The organism is Streptomyces wuyuanensis, from assembly GCF_900103455.1.
Taxonomy (GTDB): domain Bacteria; phylum Actinomycetota; class Actinomycetes; order Streptomycetales; family Streptomycetaceae; genus Streptomyces; species Streptomyces wuyuanensis.
The window spans coordinates 39,463-59,070 of record NZ_FNHI01000034.1; the positions used below are offsets into that span (position 1 = coordinate 39,463).

Genomic DNA, 19,608 nt, shown 5'->3' on the forward strand with positions numbered 1-19,608 from the left:
TGTCCGCGATCAAGGGGAAGCTTCAGTGGGCCCTTCCAGCTCTACTGGTCCGGGTGTCGAGCGTCCGCCTGCTCCGTGCGGCCTGATGGGGTCACTGGAAGCTGAGACGGTGTGGGTGGGTGGGGTCGGTCGGGCAGGTGTGGATGCGCATCTGGCCACGGCCGAGATAGACCCCGACGGGATCGATGACTCCCGGGTCGTCGGCGGCGGCGTGGTCCTCGATGGGCAGCCAGCTCCGTGAGCTGCCGTCGCACTCCCATTTGTCGACGGTGAGCAGCGGCGGCATTGCGGTCCCGCACTGGGCGCAGTCGACGGGCGCTGGGTCGGTCAGGTGCCAGGAGGCGTAGCCGCCGACTTTCCAGCCGGGGGCGATGGAGAGATCGCTCATGTAGTCGATCTCGTCCGGTTGCTCAGCGCGGGCGGCGCTCATGGCTGCTTCGTACTCCTCGTAGGTGGCGTAGCTCGGCGGAGCTGAGGAGTCGTGGGCGTCCTCGGCGTCTTCCTCGTCGAGGAGGCCGTCTTCCCACTCGGCGATCTCGTCCTGGAGGTCCTCGCTCAGCAGGCCGAGGTACTCGTGTTCCACGACCTGTTCCGGGTGGAGGACGCACATGGTCGGGACGCACTCCTCGCGGCCGGCGACCGGCGGTTCGGGCTGCGTCGTCAGTACGGTGCCGACATCCTCTGCACGCCGCCACTTGAGGACCACGTCGATCGTGCGGTCCGGGCCGTGTACCTCGAAGGGGCACCAGAACACTTGGAGCAGGTCGCATCCGTCGGGTCCGACGAGGTCCGGCACGTCCCGCGCGTAGAGCTGGGCAACGGCCAGGAGCGGCAGCGGGTCGGCATCGCCCAGATCCGGGACGTGGAGGCCGGAGGCCATGCCGTCCAGGACCAGCCGCTCCTCCTCGGTGTAGTCCCGTCCTCGCGCCTCCTCCTGGATGCGCCGCCGCAGGCGCACGTCGGACAGGAGGTGGCCCGTGCCCTTGGGGTGGACCGCGGTGCAGACCGGCCACGGTTCGTCGGCCGGCCACAGCAGCGGTCCGGCGAGCGAGCTCTCCTGCGGCTTGGGCGCGCCGGGGCGTGGGTGCAGCCGTGTCGCGGTCCGCCGGTGGGCGGCGAGTGCGGGGAAGACCGCCTCGATGTCGACGGGGCGCGGTGGCGTGGTGCGGGTCATGCGGGAGTCCTCCAAGGCTGTTCGGCGTCGATGCTATATGCCGGTTCGGACGTTGCCGGCGGGGTTCTCCAGGCTGTGGGAGAAGCTGAAGCCCTTGTTGCCGAACGCGGTGAATTCGATTCGGATCGGAATGGGGTTGGTACCTGCGTAGATCGGCTTGATGTGGTACTGGACCACCTCCTTGTTCTTGGTCACCTGATCGAAGATGACCTGCTCCACCTGGTCGCGTTGGTCCGGCGAGTTCGTCGGATTGTTGGTCTGCGTGACCAGGTTGTGCCAGGCGAGGCGGCCCTTGCCGGCGCCGCCCAGGCGGTCGGCGAGGAGGTGGCCGCGGGCTTCGTTGAAGGCGTTGCCGTCGCCGCGCCAGCCCGGTGGCTTGAGTCTGCCGGCCTCCGTACCCTTCTTCGCGTCGATGATCTCGGGCCGCAGGCAGGCGTGGACGCCGGTGGGACGGCCGAGATGGTCCAGCTTGCCGTAGCGGATGGAGCCGTCCCAGTCGTAGGCGTCCATCTTGCATCGCTTGGGCGCGAGGCCCAGGGGGTCGGTCCATGCCCAGGGATTGACGACGTATGTCGAGGGGTTGGGGGCCGGGGCGAGACCGAGGGGGTCGGGGCTGGTGAATCGGGCGGTGTCGGGGTCGTAGTGGCGGAAGTAGTTGTAGTGGAGGCCGGTTTCGGGATCGGAGTACTGGCCGGGGAAGCGCAGGGGGGTGTAGGCGGTGGCCGAGGTGTTCCAGCCGGTGGTGCCCCAGCAGGTGGACCGGCTGCGCCAGGCGGTCTTTCCCTCTGCTGAGAGGAGTTCGGTGGGGGTGCCGACCAGGTCGGTGAGGATGGCGAAGAAGCGGGCGTCGACCTCGTCGTCGCCCCTCATACGGCGTTCGTACTGGGTCAGCGGGCGGTGGCCCTCGTACTCCCAGGTGAGGATGGTTCCGGCGGTCTCGTCGTACTGCTCGATCAGCAGCGGCCCGTCCCACGTGAACCGGATGGTCTCCGCGATCGTGGTGCCGTCGGCAGCCATGCGGTGCTTGGCGCTGCGACGGCCGAGCGCGTCGTAGGTGTAGGTCCACCGGGTGTCGTCGGGTGTGGTGCAGGAGACCAGCCGGTCCTCGGCGTCGTAGGCGTAGCGCCAAACGTCGGGCTTGTGCGACAGGCGAGTGCGGCGACGGACGGTGACGCGGCCAGCGGCGTCGTGCTCGTAGTGGACGGCGCCGGCGGATATCAGACGTGTGCCCTCGTAGGAGCGAGCACCGCGGGCCTCGACATGTCCGGCGGCCTCAGGCCAGTGGGCGGAAGTCTGGTTGCCGGCACCGTCGTAGGCGTAGCTCTCCGACCAGCCGGGTCCCTCGACGGCGAGCGGCCTGCCCAACGGGTCCAGGGTGATGTGGCGGTCACGGACGGGGCGGCCTGCGGAGTGCTCGGTGAGGGTGACGGGGTAGCCGTCGGGCCGGTAGCCGTATGACCGGGCGCTCAAGGGCTCGGGTGAACCGGTCGCGGTCAGTGTCTGCTCGACGGGCCTGCCGAGCCGGTCCCAGACGGTGGACAGGCCGGTGGCCGTCTCCTGGGTCCTCCACGTCCGGGTGAGTTCGCGGCCCAGGTGGTCGTGGGTGAAGGCCAGGGCGTGGCCGCCGGTGGTCAGCGAGATCCGGTCCCCTGCGGCGTTGTAGGCGAGATGGGTGACGGCGCCGGTGGGGGTGATACGGGCGGTGCGGCGGCCTGACGCGTCGTAGGAGTGGCGCAGGGTGCGCCCGTCGACGGTTTCGGCGAGCGGACGGCCGAGGGAGTCCCGTTCGATGGTGAGAGTGGACGTGGCGGTGCGGGCCTCGACGAGCGCGCCGGCGCGGTCGTAGGCGTAGCGGGTGACAGCGCCGTCGGCGTCACGCTCCACCAGCCGGTCCAGCGCGTCCCAGGCGTACGAGACGGTCTGGCCCAGCGGTGTGGTGCGCCTGGTCAGCCGGTTCGCGGCGTCGTAGCCGTAGGTGAGGGAGCGGTCGTCGAAGTCCGTTTCGGCGACCAGCCGGCCGGCCGCGTCGTAGCGGTAGTGCCACTTCTGCCCGAGCGGGTTGGTCACCTGAAGGAGCCGCAGCTCCGTGTCGTAGCGCAGCTCGTGGCGGGTGCCGTCCGGCGCGATGTGGGCGAGTGGCTTGTCGAAGTGGCCGTACTCGGTGGCCCAGAGGTTGCCGGCGGCGTCTGTGTACGCCGTGCAGTTGCCCTCCGCGTCCCACGTCCATTCCTCGCGCGTGCCGTCTGCGGCTGTCCGGGTGCGCAGCCGGTCGTCGTGGTCCCAGACGTATTCGTCGCGGCCGCCGAGGGGATCGGTGATGGTGAGGGGGCGGCCCCGGTGGTCGCGTTCGACACGAGTGGTCCCGCCCCGGGCATCGGTGATCTCCAACGGGAGGCCGGCGCGGTCGGAGTGGATTTGGATTGTGGCATTGAGAGGGTCGGTGACGGAGGCGACGGCGCCGGTGCGATCGTGGGTGAAGTGGGTGGTCGCCCCGTCGGGGCCCGCGGTGGAGGTGACGTTGCCTCGCTCGTCGAAGGTCTGCCGCCAGCTCGTGCCGTCGACGGTGGTCACTTCCAGGGGGTGGTTGCGCTCGTCGTAGCGGGCGGTCGCCGTGCTGCCGTCGGGCAACAGCACGTGTACGAGATTCCCGGCCTCGTCGTAGGTCAGTTCGGTGGTGCGGCCGAGGGGATCGGTTCGGGTGAGGGGGCGGTCGTACGCGTCCCAGGTGAAATGGGTGGTGTGGCCCAACGGGTCGGTCTCGGCGACCATTTGGAGCCGGTCGTTGAGTACCATGACGGTGGTGGCACCGGTCGAGTCCGTGTAGCGGGTGATGCGGTGGCCGGTGTCGGGGTGGACGTCGTAGGCGAACCTCGAGGACAGGATGCCGTCGGGGCCGACGGTGCCCGCGACCCGACCCTGGGCGTCGTACGTGTACTGGAAGGTCGCACCGTTGCGGTCGGTCCAGGACGTGACGCGGCTGTCGGCGTCGTAGGTGAAGCGCATGGCCGGCCCGTCGGGACCGTCGGGACCGGTCAGCGTGACGAGGTCGCCGGCCGGGTCGTAGTCGTAGCCCACCACCGTGACTGCGCCTTCCGGGCCGCGGACGGCCAGACCCGTGACGCGCGAAGCGTCCGCGGTGAACTGCACGACGTAGCCACCCGAGTGTGTGACTGCGACGGGTGCCCCGTCGGGACGGCGGGAGAGGGTGATCTTGTTGCCGTGGCGGTCTTCGACGCCGGAGAGCCAGTAGGCGGTGGAGGCGCGGTAGGGGCTACCGGTGAAGGAGCGGACTCGGCCGTTGTGCGGATCGTGGATCTCGTACGAGGTCTCCTCGCCGTGCACGCCACCGTGGACGAGGGGGAGCCGGTCGCCTTCCAGGGGCAGCACTTGCTCCCCGTCGGGCCGGGGCAGGTGGGGGTAGACCAGCAGGGAACCGTCCTCGCGCGCCCAGATCGCGCTGCCCACTCCGTCGAGCTCGATCCGCTCATCCAGGGTGGAGGCCCAGCTACGGCCGAACCAGTGGCCGAAGCGGTAGGTCGAGACATGCGTACGACGCAGTACCAAGGGCAGCACCCCGGGCAGTGTCAGGTCGGTCTGCGGCAGCAGCATCTTGCCCGTGGCCACGTCGACGGGGTCGTTCTTGCAGACCGTCTTGTCCAGGGAAACCGCATGGGATCGCGGGTCGTCAGTGGCGGAACGCACCGAGTTGGGCTTCGTACGTGTGTCGTCGCCGTGGCGCCCGGCCGGTCCCGACTGTCCCCGCTTGCCGTCGAGGCCTCCGTCGTCCTTGCCGTCGCGGGACTTGACGCGCTTGGCCGCGTCGTGGACGTCGGTGTCGGTGTCCTTGTGGGTCTTGGAGCTGCCCTTGATCGCGTCGGGGAGTTTCTTGCCGACGTGGTCGCTGAGGTCGTCCAGGGCTTTACCCAGTTTCTCGACGACGCCGTCGATGGTGGTGTCCAGGACGGCCGTCAGGGAGTCCTTGCCCTTGGCGCGGCCGTGGTGCCCCTTCGCCTTGCTGATCTTGCCTTTGGTCTTGTCCTGCATGGAGACCTGGACGTTCGCCAGGTGCATGCCGGTGTTGCCGTGGGCGTCGTGGTCGATGCGGGGGCCGCCGCCGCGACCGCCGCCGCCGACGGAGTTGAGCTGGAGGCCGTCCTTCCCCGCCTGCACGGTCTGGTCGGTGCTGTAGCCGTCCTGCAAGCCGGCGACGTTCATCGCGGTCTGGATCGCCAGGTCGGCCACGATGTTCTCGATCGCCGCGACCGCGGGCTCGGTCAGCGTGGCGATGATCTCCGCCACGGCCGCCTCCGCCATCTCCTTCAGGATCCGCTTGAAGGCGATGCGGGTGGCCGCAATTTTCGCACCGGCCAGCAGGGTCGACAGGCCGGCGGTGACCGGCGCGAAGGCGAGGGTGATGCCCACCGTCGCGCACAGGTCGGCCAGTTCACCGACCGCGGCGATCTTGCGGGCGACGATGATGTCTGCCACCCGGTCCAGCGCGCCGGCCACCGTACGGGACGCCTTCGCCAAGTCCTTGTGCTTGCCCTGCACTTTGGACCAGTGCTTGTCCAGGGCCTGCAGCGACTTACTGTCCCCCGTGGACAGCAGCCGCTGGATGTGCCCGTGCGCGGTGTGCCCGTCACCGTCCGCGTCGTCTGCGAACTCCCGCAGGGAATCCGCCATGTCGCGGTACGCGTCCTCGTCCACGTTCGGCCAGCCGACGCCGATGACGTCGAGCATCGTGTCGACGCCCTCGGGAATCACATAGCCCACAGCGCAAAGCCCCCCGCTCACCACAGATCATCAGGCAAGATCAACAGCATGCCATGCGCCACTGACACCGCCTCAGGCGGGCTCCTCGACGGCGGGGGAGCGAGTGCCGGGTGGCTTGCGGCAGCACGTCCGGGAGTTCCGGCGCGGGCACGACGGCCTCCCGCAGCACCCGGTCGGCCGGATCGCGCCAGTCGGTGTCGGGCTCGGCTCTTCCCGCGTGTCACCCGGATGGCTGCGCCGAGTTGCCTCCCGTGACCGCCGGGAGTTGCGCCCGGTTCCACTGGGGAGACCCGGTGGCGCGATTCCGCCCTCGCCAGGGCCGGCATAGTGAGCAAAGCGGCCTATTGTGCCTTCGGCTTCACCGTCATCGACTGGTCCCCGTCGCCCAGGACCTGCTGCGCCTGGTCGGCCTGGGAAGCCAGCGCCCCCAACGCGCTCGTCCTCATCGACCTTGTCATCCGGGTGCTCGGTGCGGGCGTGCAACGGCTGACGGGCCTGACCGTGCGCAACCCGCTTCCCGCGGCCGCCGCGGCGGCCGGACTGCTGCTATGGGGCCCCGCCGCAAGCCTCGCGGCACCGGAACGTCCCGCCACCCACCCGGCCGGAGCAGGGCCGGACCGGATCAGTGATGCGGCCGGACGCCCCAGCGCAACGGCTGCCCGACGGCAGTCACCGGCTCTCCGGCCTCCCGCTCCCACAGCCCCCACCAGTCCGCTCGTGAAGGCCACGCCGACCCCGCGCCCGTCCAGTGGCCGCCCCAGCCCCCCGCCCCGCCGACGGTCACCCCCTCCCCGAGTCTTAACTGCAGCGTCGGCACCTCGCCGGCGAGCAGTACTGCGCCGAGCACCATGGGTGAGTTGCCGACCGATGCGCTGGGGGACCCAGAGGTGCGGCGAGGCGTCACAGATCCTGATACCGCACTGGATCCTCCATACGGACCCCTGCGAATCCCCTGAGGCGCATCAGGCAGGTGTCACAGTGGCCGCAGGCGCGGCCCGACTCGTCGGGGTCGTAGCAGCTGTGGGTGAGTGAGTAGTCGACTCCGAGCCGCAGCCCCTCGCGGATGATGTCCGCCTTGGACATCGCCATGAGCGGTGAGTGCACCTTCAGCTCCCGGGTGCCCTCGACCCCGGCCCGCGTGGCGAGGTTGGCCAGCGTGGTGAACGCCTCCATGTACTCGGGGCGGCAGTCCGGGTAGCCGCTGTACTGCACGGCGGTCACTCCGGTGAAGATGTCCGTCGACCCGACGACCTCTGCGTAGGCGAGGGCGAAGGAGAGGAAGATGGTGTTGCGGGCCGGCACATAGGTGACGGGCACACTGGAGCGTACGAGTTCGTCCACGTGGTCGTGTTTGGGTACGGCTATGTCCGCGGTGAGCGCGGACCCGCCGAGGAGTCTCAGATCGATACTGAGGACCAGGTGCCGTGCGACACCCTGTGCCTCGGCGACGCGCTTTGCGGCCTCGAGCTCGACTCCGTGCCGTTGCCCGTAGTCGAAGCTGAGGGCGTAGGGCACGAAGCCTCGATGCTTGGCGACGGCCAGCGCGGTGGTCGAGTCGAGACCGCCACTGAGCAGCACGATCGCAGGACGGTCCATGGCGCTACCTCCTCCACCGGTGATGAGCGTCGTGGTTGCGGCGTACGGTCGTGGACGCCCGGTGCGTACCGATCATGACGGCAGCGCGCGTCATGACCGGGAGGTCGGCCCCGGGGTCCCTTCCGCGTCCACCTCCAGCCGAAGTCCGCCACGCGGTTGCTGCGTGACCTGGACGCGCACCGCCACATCCACGACGGAAGCGAGGTCCCGAGCGATCTCCGCAGCAAGGTGTTCGGCGAAAATGCCGCGGTCTCGATACCCGACGAGATAGAGCTTGAGCGATTTGTGTTCGATCGCGCGGTCGCGAGGTCGATAGGAGATGCGAATCGAATAGATGTCCGGCTGCCCCGTCAGGGGACACACGGCCGTGAGTTCGGTCGAGGAGAACGTGATCTCGCTGATGCCGGAAGCGCTCGGGATCGTCTCGATGTCGTCGGCGCGTATGGGGCCGTACACCGGACGGCCGAGAAACGTCAGCCCGTCGGTCATCGTCGAGACCGACTGATCTTCTTCCATCACTGCCCCTTTGAGTCGTCACGACCGTCTACTTGACACTCGCCCCTGCCCCGCAGCGCGAAACGAAGGATTGGCCCACACTCCGTCCGCTCAAGTTTAGTGAGCTGACCGGCTCTCAGCCAGGGGCGCATTCACGCGGCGAACACATGACCGCGCACGCTCATTCGCGCGATGACGGAGCGTGCCATCCGCGGTGCCGCAGCCTCGTCCCGGGCACGCCCCGAGAGGCGCCGAAATCCGCGATCCGCGTCGTTTGCTCCAAAGCAACCAGCGCCAGGAGAGGCAGCCCTGTGGACCCGCTGACAGGACACCACCGCATCGCCAAGCGCTTCACATTCGAAGCCGCGCATCGGCTGTCCGGCCTTCCCGACGGTCACAAATGCGCTCGACTGCATGGGCATTCGTACACCGCTGAGATCGTTCTGACCGCGGATGATCTCGTACCGCCCGGCTTCGTGACGGACTTCGTCGATCTTGCGGTCTTCGGAGTTTACCTCAACGAACACTTAAACCACCGGATACTCAACGATGTCCTTCCGGTTTCGCCGACCTCGGAGAATCTGGCGCATCACCTGGCGGAGTGGTTCATCGAGAATGTCGAACCCCGCGTTCCTGGCCGCCTGGCGGCGGTGAGGGTGTCGGAAACCGCCTCGTCGTGGGCGGAGTACGTGGCTCCTTCACGTCGGTCCCGCGAGGCGGCGCTTGACCTGCCCAATCCGACCGGCCGACAATAAGGGGACTCACCAACTCATCACCAGGCGGGGGCTGCGGTGTCTTTGAGTGTCAATGGGGAACAGAAACAGGACACCATCCTGGTGGAGTTCCAGCAGCGAAGCGGTCTGCGCCAGGTCGCCTTGAACGCTCCCGATGCGGTCGAGCGGTCCGCGCAAGCGGTCGACCAAGCGATGGGCACCATCCGCGGCATGGCCGAAAGGCTCCGCTCGACCGTGGCCGAGATGTCCATACGGCCGGAGGGTGTGCAGGTCAGTTTCGGAATCAAGTTCGACACGGAGGCCGGGGCGGTCATCGCCAAGGCGGGTGTCGAGGCCTCGGTGAACGTCACCCTGATGTGGGGAACCGGTAGCGCGACATGACAAGGGACGGCGGCCGGAGGCGGGTCGCGCCCCGAATCATCCTCCAGGACATCCGCGATTTCACGGTACAGATTCGCGATCCGGTGAACGACCGGGTGGTGGGCACCGGCGTGGTGATCTCCCGGGGCGGGATCGTGGCCACCTGTTCCCACGTCGTACGGGAATGCGGAGTAGAACCGTTGGCCAGCCGCGAGGCCCTGGTTCACGTGTACTTTCCCGCAGCCAACCATCGATCGCGTGCAGCGGAGCTGCGTCCGGCCTGGGTGGCGGCCTCCTTCCCGGACAGCGAGGACGACCTGGTGTGTCTCCAGGTGGAGGGGCCTTTGCCGTTACCCGCGGACAGGGTGGCCATACTCGGCACCGCGGCCGAGTCCCAGTGGAATTCCTTCCGCAGCTACGGGTACCGCCAGTTGGAGGGGTACATCGGGGCCTGGGCCCGCGGGGTGATCCTCGGTGATGTCGAACCTCCTGTGGGGCGCCGGCTGCTGCTCGATCCCGTGCAGCTTGAATCCAGCCATATCGACGGCGGTATGAGTGGTGCGGCCGTGCTCGACGTCGAGCGGAATCTGGTCGTCGGAGTGGTGTCCGAGACGTGGATCGCCGAGAACGCGGGCAAGGACCGGGACACCGCATGGGCGGTCAATGCCCAAGTGCTGGACTTCTCCCCGGTCCGCGTGGATCTGCGACCGGATTCACTGCCACTGGTCAGCGCGGAACCCGCCTACGTACAGCCCAGTCTGCTCCAGCGCGCTGCACCCGCTTCGGCCGGCCGCCGGATGGACTCGGCGCCCTTGCCACTTCCCGAGTGGGTGGGACGAGAGACACTGCTCGATGAGCTCGACCGGGTTGCAGCCGCTGATGACTCCCTCGTCGTGGCCCTGGTGGGATTCGGGGGCGAGGGCAAGAGTAGTCTCGCCCGCCGCTGGGTGGACCGTACCCTGGCCGAGCCGGACAGCGGACTCTCGGACGTCTTCTGGTGGAGCTTCGCCGAGCGCGCCAGTGCCGACGACTTCTTCGAGGCCGCCCTCGACTTCGTCAGCGGAGGCCGGATCTCTTCGGACGAACTGCCCGACGGCCGCGCCCGGGCCGAATGCGTGGCCGGCCTCCTGGGACTGCGCCGGTTCCTCTTCGTGCTCGACGGCCTGGAGGTGATGCAGCATCAAACCGGTGATCACTACGGCACCCTCCTCAGCTCCGACCTGCATGACTTCCTGACGTTCTTCGCCACCCCCGGCCACCGTTCCTTATGCCTGATCACTACTCGTGCCCCGGTGTTCGACCTTGTGCCCTATGTCACCTACCAGCAGATCGACGTAACACCTCTGTCCGTCGCAGCCGGCACGGAGCTGCTGCGCAAATTGGGTATCCACGGTCCCGACCGCTCACTGGAGCAGGTGGTGCACGACTGGGGAGGACACGCCCTCACCCTGAGCCTGATCGCGGCGATCCTGGCCAAACGCCACCAAGGAGACAGCAGGCGAATCACCTCCCTGCCCTCGCCCGACCCCTCCCTGCCACGCGACCAACAGGTCCGCCGAGTGCTGCACGACTACGACGCCTGCCTCTCCGGGGAAGAGCGCTCCTTTCTCGTCCGGTACAGCGTCTTCCGCACCCCGGTACCGGACGAGACGCTGCGCCTGGTGCTGCCGGAGACGCCGTGGGAGGAGGCCGACGAGGAGTGGCAGCGAGCACGCACCATGGTGTTCCGGCACCTGCTCGCGGCACGCGTCCTGCGTCGCGATGTAGCGGGCCGTACGAGTATGCATCCTCTGGTGCGTGACTTCTTCGCGGCCCGTGCCGAGGATGGCGAACAGCGCCGGGCCCTTCACCACAGGGCGATGGGCCATTACCTTGCCCTGGCTGACGACATGCCGGCACCGAGGACACTGGAGGACCTCGGCCCCGCGGTCGAGGCCATTCACCACGCCTGCGGTGCGCGCGACTACGGAACCGCATGCGAACTGATGCATTCGAGGCTCTACCAAGGCGAACGAGGCTTGATTACCCGTGAGCTGGGAGCATACGAAACCGCTTTGTCGATTTTCGCAGAGTTCTATCCGCGGGGCGAACTGATACGCCAGCCGCTGATGCGCGACAGCGAGTCGCGCGGCTGGGTGCAGCACGAGGTCGCCACTTGTTTGCAGATGCTCGGCCGTCTGCATGAGGCGGGCGTGGCGACGCGGCGCGCCATGCAGGCGTTCAAAGCGGTCGGCGCCTGGCACGACGCGGCTGTGAGCTGCCAGAACCTGGCCGAGCTCTATCTCAGCCTGGGCGCCCTCCCGGCCTGCAGGGCCGTGGTGACGGAGGCCTTCGACCTCGCCCGCCGGTCGACGGACCAGGAGGACCTCCTGGTCGCCGAGACGCTCAGCGGCGCCCTCGCGCATTTCGAGGGACGAGTCGAAGAAGCAGAACGCGCCTTCGCCGAGGCACTGCGCCTCGCCCGCGAGCACACGCCTATCCCGGCGCTGTACAGCAGCAGCGGCACCCGCTACGCACAGCATCTGCGCAGAATCGGGCAGGCGGAGGAGGCTCGCCTGGTCCAGGAGACCAACCTGACCGTCTGCCGCGCGGCCGGCTGGACCGGCGACGAGGCCAACTGCCTGGTGGGCCTCGGAGACCTGGCCCTCGATAGGGACGATGCGGACGAGGCCAGGGGGGCCTACGAGGATGCACTGCGCCTCGCCCGGGGGATCACCCGGCGGGACGTTCTCATCAACGCCATGCTGGGGATGTGCCGTTGGGAGCACCGGTTCGGGGGCTCCATCGCAACGCTGGAGGAGTACCTGGGACAGGCTCTCCGGATGGCCTCCGCGGGCGGCTACCGGCTCGCCGAAATCGACGGGCACATGATCCTCGCCCAACTCCACCATGAATCGGGTAACGGTGAAAACGCATGGTCCGAGCTCGCACTCATCGAACAGATGAGCGCGGAGATCGGCTATCACTGGGGTGAGCAGGCGGTGCAGGAGATACTCGACGAGTTGAGGCAGGAGTGAGCTGTAATCAGGCTTCCGGGCCGCCCGCCGACGTTCCCGGCGTCGTATCGCTCGATGACTCAGCGGAGGTCTCGCCGCTGCCCACGGTGGTGCTCAGCTGCGCAGCCACACTGTCCACGAGGTCGGCGGGGAGTCGACCGTCGATCGCCGATGCCGACCAGCGCGCCGGCTCGTCGGGCTCAGAGGGTTGCTCCTGCTCGTGATCTAGTGCCAACTCGACTCCTCTGCTGGTCCCAAGTCCCCAGTGTCGCGCACGGCAGCCCTTGGCACCAGGGCCCGGCCGGGCTTCGCCCGGGTGGTCACCAGGGATCGCCCCGGGCGGGATTCCGCCCGGCGTGCGGCCGGCCAGCCGGTGAGCGGGCCTTGCGGCGGGAGTACGGCGTGGCGATCGGTGCGGCTGGGCGGGCCTTCCTTCGCGCACACCGGCTGCGGCGAAGTGGACGCTTGCACTGATGCCGATCCCGAATTTCGGCTCTGGCCGCGATTCCGTGATGAGGGTGTGTCAATTTAACGGCTGACCTTGGTTGTTGAGGTTCAGTTGTTGGCCGGGGTGAGTCGGCCTTCGAAGGCGATCTGGAAGGCGTTCAAGGGTGCCTTCCAGCGCATGGTCCACCTCTTGCGGCCCTTGCCGGTCGGGTCGAGGCTCATCAGCGCCATGTAGACGCATTTGAGGGCGGCGGTCTCCGAGGGGAAGTGCCCGCGGGCGCGAACGGCTTTGCGTATCCGCGCGTTGACGCTCTCGACCGCGTTCGTGCTGCAGATGACCTTGCGGATCTCGACGTCGAAGGAGAGGAAGGGCACGAACTCGGCCCAGGCGTCCGACCACAGCTTCACGATTGCCGGATACTTGCGGCCCCATGCCTCCTGGAACTCCAGGAACCGCTCGGTCGCCGCGTCCTCGCTGGGTGCGGTGTCGACGGGCTTGAGGGCCTTGGCGACCTTGTCCCAGTCCTGGCGGGCCGCGTAGCGGAAGCTGTTCCGCAGCAGGTGAACGACACATGTTTGAACAATCGTGCGAGGCCAGACGGTCTCCACCGCGTCGGGCAGGCCCTTGAGTCCGTCGCAGACCAGCATCAGCACGTCGTCCAGGCCGCGGTTCTTCAGCTCGGTGAAGACGTGCAGCCAGTACTTGGCGCCCTCGCCACCGTCTCCGGCCCAGATGCCGAGGATGTCGCGGGTGCCGTCCACGGTCACCGCCATCACCACGTAAATGGACGGTTCGCCACCTGCCCATCGCGGATCTTCACGTTGATGGCGTCAACGAACAGGACCGGGTAGACGCGGTCGAGGGGGCGGTTCTGCCATTCGGCCGTGCCCTCCATGACCTTGTCCGTGATGGTGGAGATCGTCTGCTTGGACACCTCGGCGCCGTAGACCTCGGCCAGGTGGGCGGAGATCTCTCCGTGCGTGAGCCCCTTCGCGGACAGGGACAGCACCATCTCGTCGACGCCGGTCAGCCGGCGCTGCCGCTTCTTGACGTTCTGCGGCTCGAATGTGCCGGCCACATCCCTCGGCACCTTCACCTCGACCGGGCCGACGTCGGTCAGCACCGTCTTGGCGCGGGTGCCGTTGCGGCTGTTGCCGTTGTTCTTCCCGGCCGGGTCGTGCTTCTCGTAGCCGACGTGGTCGGTGATCTCGCCCTCCAGGGCGGACTCCAACACCCGCTTCGTCAGCTGCTGCAACAGCCCGCCCTCGCCCGTCAGCTGCAGGCCCTCGTTCCGGGCCCGGTCGACCAGCATCGCGATCAACGGCTCGTCCGACGCAGCCGCATCAACCGACTCGGCCGCGGGCTCTTGCTCGATCTTCATCTCACTCACTTGGCGTCTCCATGATCAACAGATCCGCCGTTGATTAGACACTCCCACCTGGTCACCACTGCCGAGGGCATGCCCGTCACCTGGTGCCTGGCCAACCCGAAGATCGGGGAGCGGGAGGTGATGGCCGCACTGCTGGAACGCGACCACCACCTCGTGCGATCCGGGCAGGTGATCCTCGCGGACAAGGGCTTCGCAGGGAAGGAGTTCGAGGCTCACCTCACCGAACGGCTCGGCGTTCATCTCGTGCGGCCCGACCGCAAGGACGAGCCGGCCCGCCACGGGAAGATCGCCCGTGTCCGCCAGTGGATCGAAGCCGTCATCGGACTCATTCATCTAGCGGCTCCTCAAGGACGGTACACCTCACCGGGGTTGGCCTTGCAGGGCGCGAGCAGCTCGGGCACGGTGACGAATGTGTAGCCGCGCTTCTTCAGTTCGTCGATGATTCCGGGGACGGCGGGCACGGTTCCGTCGTAGATGTCGTGCAGCAGGATGATGCCGTCCCGCCCGGCCTGGTCGAGTATCCGGCTCTTGATGAGCTCGGAGTCGGTGGTGGAGTAGTCCTTGGCGGTGGCGCTCCACAGGATCTGGGCGAGGCCGAGCTCCCGGCTGACCTGGGTGACGTCGTCGTTGGTCCGGCCCTGCGGCGGGCGCATCAGGGTAGGTCGAAGGCCGGTGATCTTCGCGATGGCTTCCTGCGTACGGGAGAGCTCGTTGCGTATTTCATCGGTGTCGAGTTCGTCGAGCCGGCGGTGCGACCAGGTGTGATTGGCCACTTCATGGCCCTCGGCGGCGATACGCCGTACGACGTCAGGGTGTTTGAGCACGTGGTTCTTGCCGAGCAGGAAGAAGGTCGCGTGAACCTTCTTCTCCTTCAGGGTGTCGAGCAGCTCCGGGGTGTGCTTGCCGGGCCCGGCGTCGAAGGTCAGGGCTATGCACTTGGCCTTCGCACAGTCGGTGCCGCCCGCGGCTGACAGGGACAGGGACGCCGCATCCGACGCGCTGTCGCGGGCGGCCGAAGGCGACGTGGTCTCCATCGAGCAGCCGCCGAGCGTCAGCGCGAGTGCTGCGACGGCGGCCGCGACGGCGGCGACCTTGGACTTCTTCCTGCTTTCGGGCATGCCGAATATCCCCTCGATGGTCTTGAGTGGTGGTCATCGGGCTATACGCACGATGTCTACATGTGGTGCACAGCGGGCTTCGCGGAGCGGCTTATCGCTTCCCGATCATTGACGGGCCGTAAGAATGATGCTGCCGTGGAGCGTGGAGACCTTCCGGAGGTCATCCCAGTGGACGGCCACAGGATGGAACCCCCACGTCTGGCGGGACCGGCTCCCGTCGAAGCGCCAGAACATCTGCCCTCGCCTCGGCCGCACGCCACTGAAGGAAATGGACTTCACAATTGGCAAGTTCGCCTCGGTGATGGGCGCGTAGGGAGGCCCGGCCGTAATCCGACCCTGGCGACCGGGTACTTCGTGGATCCGGCTGCCGCATGCCGGGTCGCCGCCCTGGCGATGCGCAGGGCAGCGGCCCGACAGGGCGAGTTCGAGGAGTTCGCGGTCGCGCTCCGGGAGGCCCTGGCGGACCTCCCGGAGCAGAAGCTGACCTACCGGGGATCCGCCGACGTCACTCCGTCCGCAGCCCGTCCGGGCGCATCAGGCGCCACAGTGGCGGCAGGCTGAGCAGTGTCACCAGCAGTACGACCCCGGCTCCGACCCCGGCCATCGCGGCGACCGGCACCCAGTCGACGGTCACCCGGACGCTCGCCATCTTTAGCAGCACCGTGCCGAGGGCCACGCCCACGGCCGACGAGAGCAGCAGTGCGAGGGCGACCGGTACCGCGGTCTGACAGAGGACCGACATACTCAAGGTCGAGCGGCGGGTGCCGAAGGCGACGAGCGCGGACAGGAGTTTCCTGCGTTCGCGTAGTTGCTCGAGCTGGGAGACGAGCAGGCTGACCCCGATCAGCAGCAGTACACAGGTCGCTCCGATGAACAGTCCGGTGCGGATCGACTCGAAGCGGTCCGACCGCTCGGTGGCCTGGAGCTGCATCAGGCGCAGCGTCGGATCGGCCTTGCGGACGGCCGTCCGGGCCCGCTCGGCGGCCTGCGGCACGGAGGGGTCCAGCCGGATGTAGATGTCCGCCCCCTGTCCCCGGCCGAGGCCCTTCGGCACGGCCTTCGTGGTTGCGAGGATGCCGCTGCGTTCCAGACCGGTGGGGTCGCTGCGGCTCGTGGCCACCTTCGCGGATGCTGGCAGGGTCCAGGCGACCGGCCTGTGGCCGCTGTCGTCGCCGAGGTTTACTGCATAGACCGTCCGGCCGGGTTTCGCCACCGCCGCGGTGGACTCATCGTTCCAGCCGCCGCGCAGCACGAACGTATCGCCGTCCTTACAGGAGGGCAGGTGCGCCACCTCGCGCAGCGCGTCGCAGCTGCCCATGGTGAGATTGGCGATCATCGTCCGGTCCTTCGGAGACCTGGCGAGGTGGGTCTCGCTCAGCGCGGTCGCCTCGGCGACGCCCTTGGTTCCGCCGATCTCGCGGGCGATGGCCTCTGCGCGGCCGGCGGCGGCGTCGCCGGGACCGGCGGAGGCGGAGATCGCGGCGCGCGAGGGGTCGTTGCCCGTGTTCCTGCTGTACATGCCCTCGACGCCCGTGAACATCATCTGCAGGGCGATCGCGCCGGCGATCGCGACGGCGATGCCGTTGACCAGTCGTGCCGCGGCGGCGCTGCTCATCTGGAGTCGGCGGACGGCCAGTTGCCAGGAGACCGGGCCGCCGCCGAGCCGGGAGGCCACGGTCTCCACCAGCCAGGGCAGCAGGGCCGTGATCCCGACCAGCAGCATCACCACGCCGGTGCTCACCTGCCCGCGGCTGAACCCTCCGTTCTCGTTGCCCATGCCGATCATCGGATAGAGCAGTGCGAGCCCTCCTACGGGCAGCAGCAGCCGCCACCACATCCGTCGCCGTGACGGTTTCGCGGCACGGACCACCCCCAGCGGCTCGATCACCACGCTCCGCATGGCCAGCAGCGTCACGGCGACCGCGGCGGCGGGCACGGCCAGTGCGACAAGGGCGGCAAGTGCCGGGGACGGATCGAGATCGCCGGGGAACACGCTCCCGTACAGCTCGATCGCGGACGCCGACTGGCGTGCCGCCGCGAAGAACCCGGCCCCGAGGACCAGCCCGGCCAGTGCTCCGGCGAGTGCCTCGCCCGCCGCGATCCGGCGGGTCATCCAGCCGTCGGCGCCGACCAGGCGCAGCGCGGCGAGTCTGCGGTCGCGCCGCTCACCGCCGAAGCGCACCGCGGCGGCGATGAACACGGCCACCGGCGTCAGCAGGGCGACGAAGACCAGCACGATCAGCAGGGCGAGGACGGGGTCCATCGTCACGGGTTCGGCGGAGCTGCCGAAACCGGTGACCAACTCTCCGCCGAGCTGCTCGAGCGCGTTGCTGCCCTCGTAGTAGGCGAGATCAGCGGGGCCGAGCAGGCCCTCGTCGCCGATGATCGCGGTGACCTTCGCGTCCAACCGCTCGCGCAGCAGGGTCCCGTCGTCCGACTTCAGCAGCTGGTCAAGGGCCGGCGAGACGGCCATCTCACCGGGGGCAGGGAACTTCTCCAGGCCCGGCGGCAGCGGTGCGTCGGACCCCTGCGGCATCAGCAGCCTGCCGTGGATGTCCTGGCCGCCGAAACGGGTGTCGGCCTCACCCATGAGCAGCGAGTCGTCCCCCGCCTTTTCGCCCGCCGACGCCGTCTGGACGCTGCGGGCGTCGCCGCGCAGATCGCGCGCGGCGAGGGCGCTGGGGATGGCGGTGGTGACCAGCAGCAGTGCCACGCCCAGGCCTACGCCGATGCCGGTGAGCAGGGTGCGGGTCCAGCCTTCCCGGCCGCCGCCGACAGCGAACCTGGCGCCCATCAGCAGGTCGCGCGCCCAGATCCGGGCGGTCATACGGCACGTTCCATGTCGCGGGACCTTCCGTCGCGGACGACGATCTCGCGGTCGGAGTACGCGGCGACGCGGGCCTCGTGGGTGACGAGGACGACGGCGGCGTTGGTGGACCGGGCGGCTTCGGTGAGCAGCTCCATCACGCGCTCGCCGTTGAGGGAGTCGAGCGCGCCGGTCGGCTCGTCGGCGAACAGCACCCGCGGGCCGGTGACCAGGGAACGGGCCACAGCGACGCGCTGGCCCTGGCCGCCGGAGACCTCGCCGGGACGCTTGGCGGCGAGGTCGTCGACCTCCAGGCGCTGCATCCACTGCAGGGCGGTGCGCTCGGCCTCCTTGCGCTTGGTGCCGTTCAGCCGCAGCGGCAGCGCCACGTTCTCGACGCAGGTCAGTTCGGGTACGAGCTGGCCGAACTGGAAGACGAAGCCGAACTCGCTGCGGCGCAGCGCGCTGCGCTCCGCGTCGTTCATCGCCGACAGCTCACGGCCGTTGTAGGTGATGGTGCCCGAATCGGGGGTGACGATGCCGGCGAGGCAGTGCAGCAGGGTCGACTTGCCGGAGCCGGAGGGGCCCATGACGGCCACGACCTCGCCCGGATGTATGGAGAACGCGGCCCCGTCCAGGGCGTTGGTGGGCCCGTAGGCCTTGCGGAGGTCGTCGGCGACGAGCAGGGAGCCGGCGGGTGTCATGCTGCGACCTCCTTGGCGAGGGCGTCGAGGCGGGCGGCGGCCAGTTCCAGCCAGCGCAGATCGGCCTCCAGGTGGAACAGCGCGTGGTCGCAGATGAGCTGGTCGGCGAGGTCGCCGCGGCGCTTGCGGTCGGTGAGGATCCGCATCAGCCGCAGATGCTCCGAGCGCTGCGTGTCGAGCAGTTCGGCGGCGCTGCGGCCGGTGAGCAGGGCGAGGACGACCTTGGTGTAGAGGGTCGACTGGAGGTACGGCTCCGGCTTCTCGGGCGTGGCGAGCCACTCGGCGACATCGGTGATGCCGGCTTCGGTGATCGCGTACCGCTTGCGCTCGGGGCCGCCTCCCGCCTCAATCCCGTCGACCTCGACGAGGCCGTTCTTCAGCAGCCGCGACATCGTCGAGTAGACCTGTCCGTAGTGCAGCGGCCGGTCGTGGCCGAACTTCTCGTCGAAGGCGCGCTTCAGGTCGTAACCGTGGCGGGGTCCGGACTCCAGGAGCCCGAGGAGCGTGTGACCGATTGACATGACGAGGACTATACACACACCGTATACATCGTGTGTATACGCACTGCGTAGAGTCGATCTCCGGACGGGGTTCGTGCAGGTCGGAGCGATTGTCACGATTCGAAGCGGGGGCTGGGGTACCTGTGCCGGGCCGGATCCGGAAGGTGATCTGCTCGACGAATGCGATCGAGAGCGTGAACGCCCGCATCCGCAAAGCCGTCCGGCCTCGTGGCCACTCCCGTCGGAGGCCGCCGCGTTGAAGTGCATCTACATGGCGCTGATGAGCCTGGATCCGACCGGCAAGGGTCGGCGCCGATGGATGATGCGCTGGAAAGCGCCATTGAACGCCTTCCGGATCGCTTCGAAGGCCGGCTCACTCCCAACAGCCACTGAAACCTCAACAACCAAGATCAGCCATTTGAAGTTTCCCCGTGATGCTGGACACTCGATGCTTACGCTGCGAGGGCGTGTTTTTGCTCGTGTCTCTGCCGGGTCTCCAGCGGGGTGAGGTAGC

General features: G+C 68.4%; 11 protein-coding genes and 4 pseudogenes. 6 read left to right on the forward strand and 9 right to left on the reverse strand.

Annotated elements, in window-relative coordinates; all coding sequences use genetic code 11:
* Positions 1 to 91: 91 nt before the first annotated feature.
* The 4 genes from BLT82_RS34570 to BLT82_RS34585 form a co-directional block, all read right to left on the reverse strand.
* Positions 92 to 1,174, reverse strand: a complete 1,083-nt coding sequence (locus tag BLT82_RS34570; RefSeq protein WP_093662142.1) for a hypothetical protein — start codon at positions 1,172 to 1,174, stop codon at positions 92 to 94.
* Between the two features lie 33 nt (positions 1,175 to 1,207).
* Entirely contained in the window at positions 1,208 to 5,968 is a 4,761-nt protein-coding gene (locus BLT82_RS34575; protein ID WP_143041586.1) for a DUF6531 domain-containing protein, read from the reverse strand.
* Positions 5,969 to 6,847: 879 nt separating this feature from the next.
* Positions 6,848 to 7,543: a 7-cyano-7-deazaguanine synthase QueC gene (gene queC, locus BLT82_RS34580; RefSeq protein ID WP_093662146.1), complete on the reverse strand. Its 696-nt coding sequence runs from the start codon at positions 7,541 to 7,543 to the stop codon at positions 6,848 to 6,850.
* 90 nt (positions 7,544 to 7,633) lie between these two features.
* On the reverse strand, positions 7,634 to 8,059 hold the full coding sequence (locus BLT82_RS34585) for a preQ(1) synthase (protein ID WP_208868125.1): 426 nt from the start codon (positions 8,057 to 8,059) through the stop codon (positions 7,634 to 7,636).
* Positions 8,060 to 8,349: 290 nt separating this feature from the next.
* Between BLT82_RS34585 and BLT82_RS34590 the strand changes: the two genes are divergently transcribed.
* The 3 genes from BLT82_RS34590 to BLT82_RS34600 all read left to right on the forward strand — a co-directional run bounded on the left by BLT82_RS34590 (position 8,350) and on the right by BLT82_RS34600 (position 12,149).
* Positions 8,350 to 8,793, forward strand: a complete 444-nt coding sequence (locus BLT82_RS34590; RefSeq protein WP_244529889.1) for a 6-pyruvoyl trahydropterin synthase family protein — start codon at positions 8,350 to 8,352, stop codon at positions 8,791 to 8,793.
* Positions 8,794 to 8,874: 81 nt separating this feature from the next.
* The gene (locus BLT82_RS34595; protein WP_093662148.1) at positions 8,875 to 9,153 is read left to right on the forward strand and encodes a CU044_2847 family protein; all 279 of its coding nucleotides are present in this window, start codon (positions 8,875 to 8,877) and stop codon (positions 9,151 to 9,153) included.
* A complete protein-coding gene (locus tag BLT82_RS34600) occupies positions 9,150 to 12,149 on the forward strand; it encodes a trypsin-like peptidase domain-containing protein (RefSeq protein ID WP_093662150.1) in 3,000 nt (999 codons plus the stop codon). Before BLT82_RS34595 ends, BLT82_RS34600 begins: the two co-directional genes overlap by 4 nt.
* 534 nt (positions 12,150 to 12,683) lie before the next feature.
* Here BLT82_RS34600 and BLT82_RS34605 read toward each other — a convergent pair.
* Positions 12,684 to 13,957 (reverse strand): annotated as a pseudogene (locus BLT82_RS34605) (IS256 family transposase).
* Between the two features lie 54 nt (positions 13,958 to 14,011).
* On the opposite strand from BLT82_RS34605, the pseudogene BLT82_RS34610 reads away from it, so the two are divergent.
* Positions 14,012 to 14,284 (forward strand): annotated as a pseudogene (locus BLT82_RS34610) (transposase); the annotation flags it as partial.
* 26 nt (positions 14,285 to 14,310) lie between these two features.
* Here BLT82_RS34610 and BLT82_RS34615 read toward each other — a convergent pair.
* The gene (locus tag BLT82_RS34615) at positions 14,311 to 15,084 is read right to left on the reverse strand and encodes a polysaccharide deacetylase family protein (protein WP_093662152.1); all 774 of its coding nucleotides are present in this window, start codon (positions 15,082 to 15,084) and stop codon (positions 14,311 to 14,313) included.
* 321 nt (positions 15,085 to 15,405) lie between these two features.
* On the opposite strand from BLT82_RS34615, the pseudogene BLT82_RS38995 reads away from it, so the two are divergent.
* Positions 15,406 to 15,645 (forward strand): annotated as a pseudogene (locus BLT82_RS38995) (hydrogen peroxide-inducible genes activator); the annotation flags it as partial.
* Here BLT82_RS38995 and BLT82_RS34625 read toward each other — a convergent pair.
* Genes BLT82_RS34625 through BLT82_RS34635 form a run of 3 tightly spaced genes read right to left on the reverse strand, consistent with a single transcriptional unit; the run spans position 15,590 to position 19,115 of the window.
* On the reverse strand, positions 15,590 to 17,911 hold the full coding sequence (locus BLT82_RS34625) for an ABC transporter permease (RefSeq protein ID WP_093662156.1): 2,322 nt from the start codon (positions 17,909 to 17,911) through the stop codon (positions 15,590 to 15,592). The pseudogene BLT82_RS38995 and the gene BLT82_RS34625 sit on opposite strands and share 56 nt — an antisense overlap.
* The gene (locus tag BLT82_RS34630; RefSeq protein ID WP_093662158.1) at positions 17,908 to 18,594 is read right to left on the reverse strand and encodes an ABC transporter ATP-binding protein; all 687 of its coding nucleotides are present in this window, start codon (positions 18,592 to 18,594) and stop codon (positions 17,908 to 17,910) included. Before BLT82_RS34630 ends, BLT82_RS34625 begins: the two co-directional genes overlap by 4 nt.
* On the reverse strand, positions 18,591 to 19,115 hold the full coding sequence (locus BLT82_RS34635; protein ID WP_093662160.1) for a PadR family transcriptional regulator: 525 nt from the start codon (positions 19,113 to 19,115) through the stop codon (positions 18,591 to 18,593). The genes BLT82_RS34630 and BLT82_RS34635 overlap by 4 nt, the downstream gene beginning before the upstream one ends.
* A 134-nt stretch (positions 19,116 to 19,249) precedes the next feature.
* Here BLT82_RS34635 and BLT82_RS34640 point away from each other — a divergent pair.
* A pseudogene (locus tag BLT82_RS34640) lies at positions 19,250 to 19,487 on the forward strand (transposase); the annotation flags it as partial.
* Positions 19,488 to 19,608 lie beyond the last annotated feature (121 nt).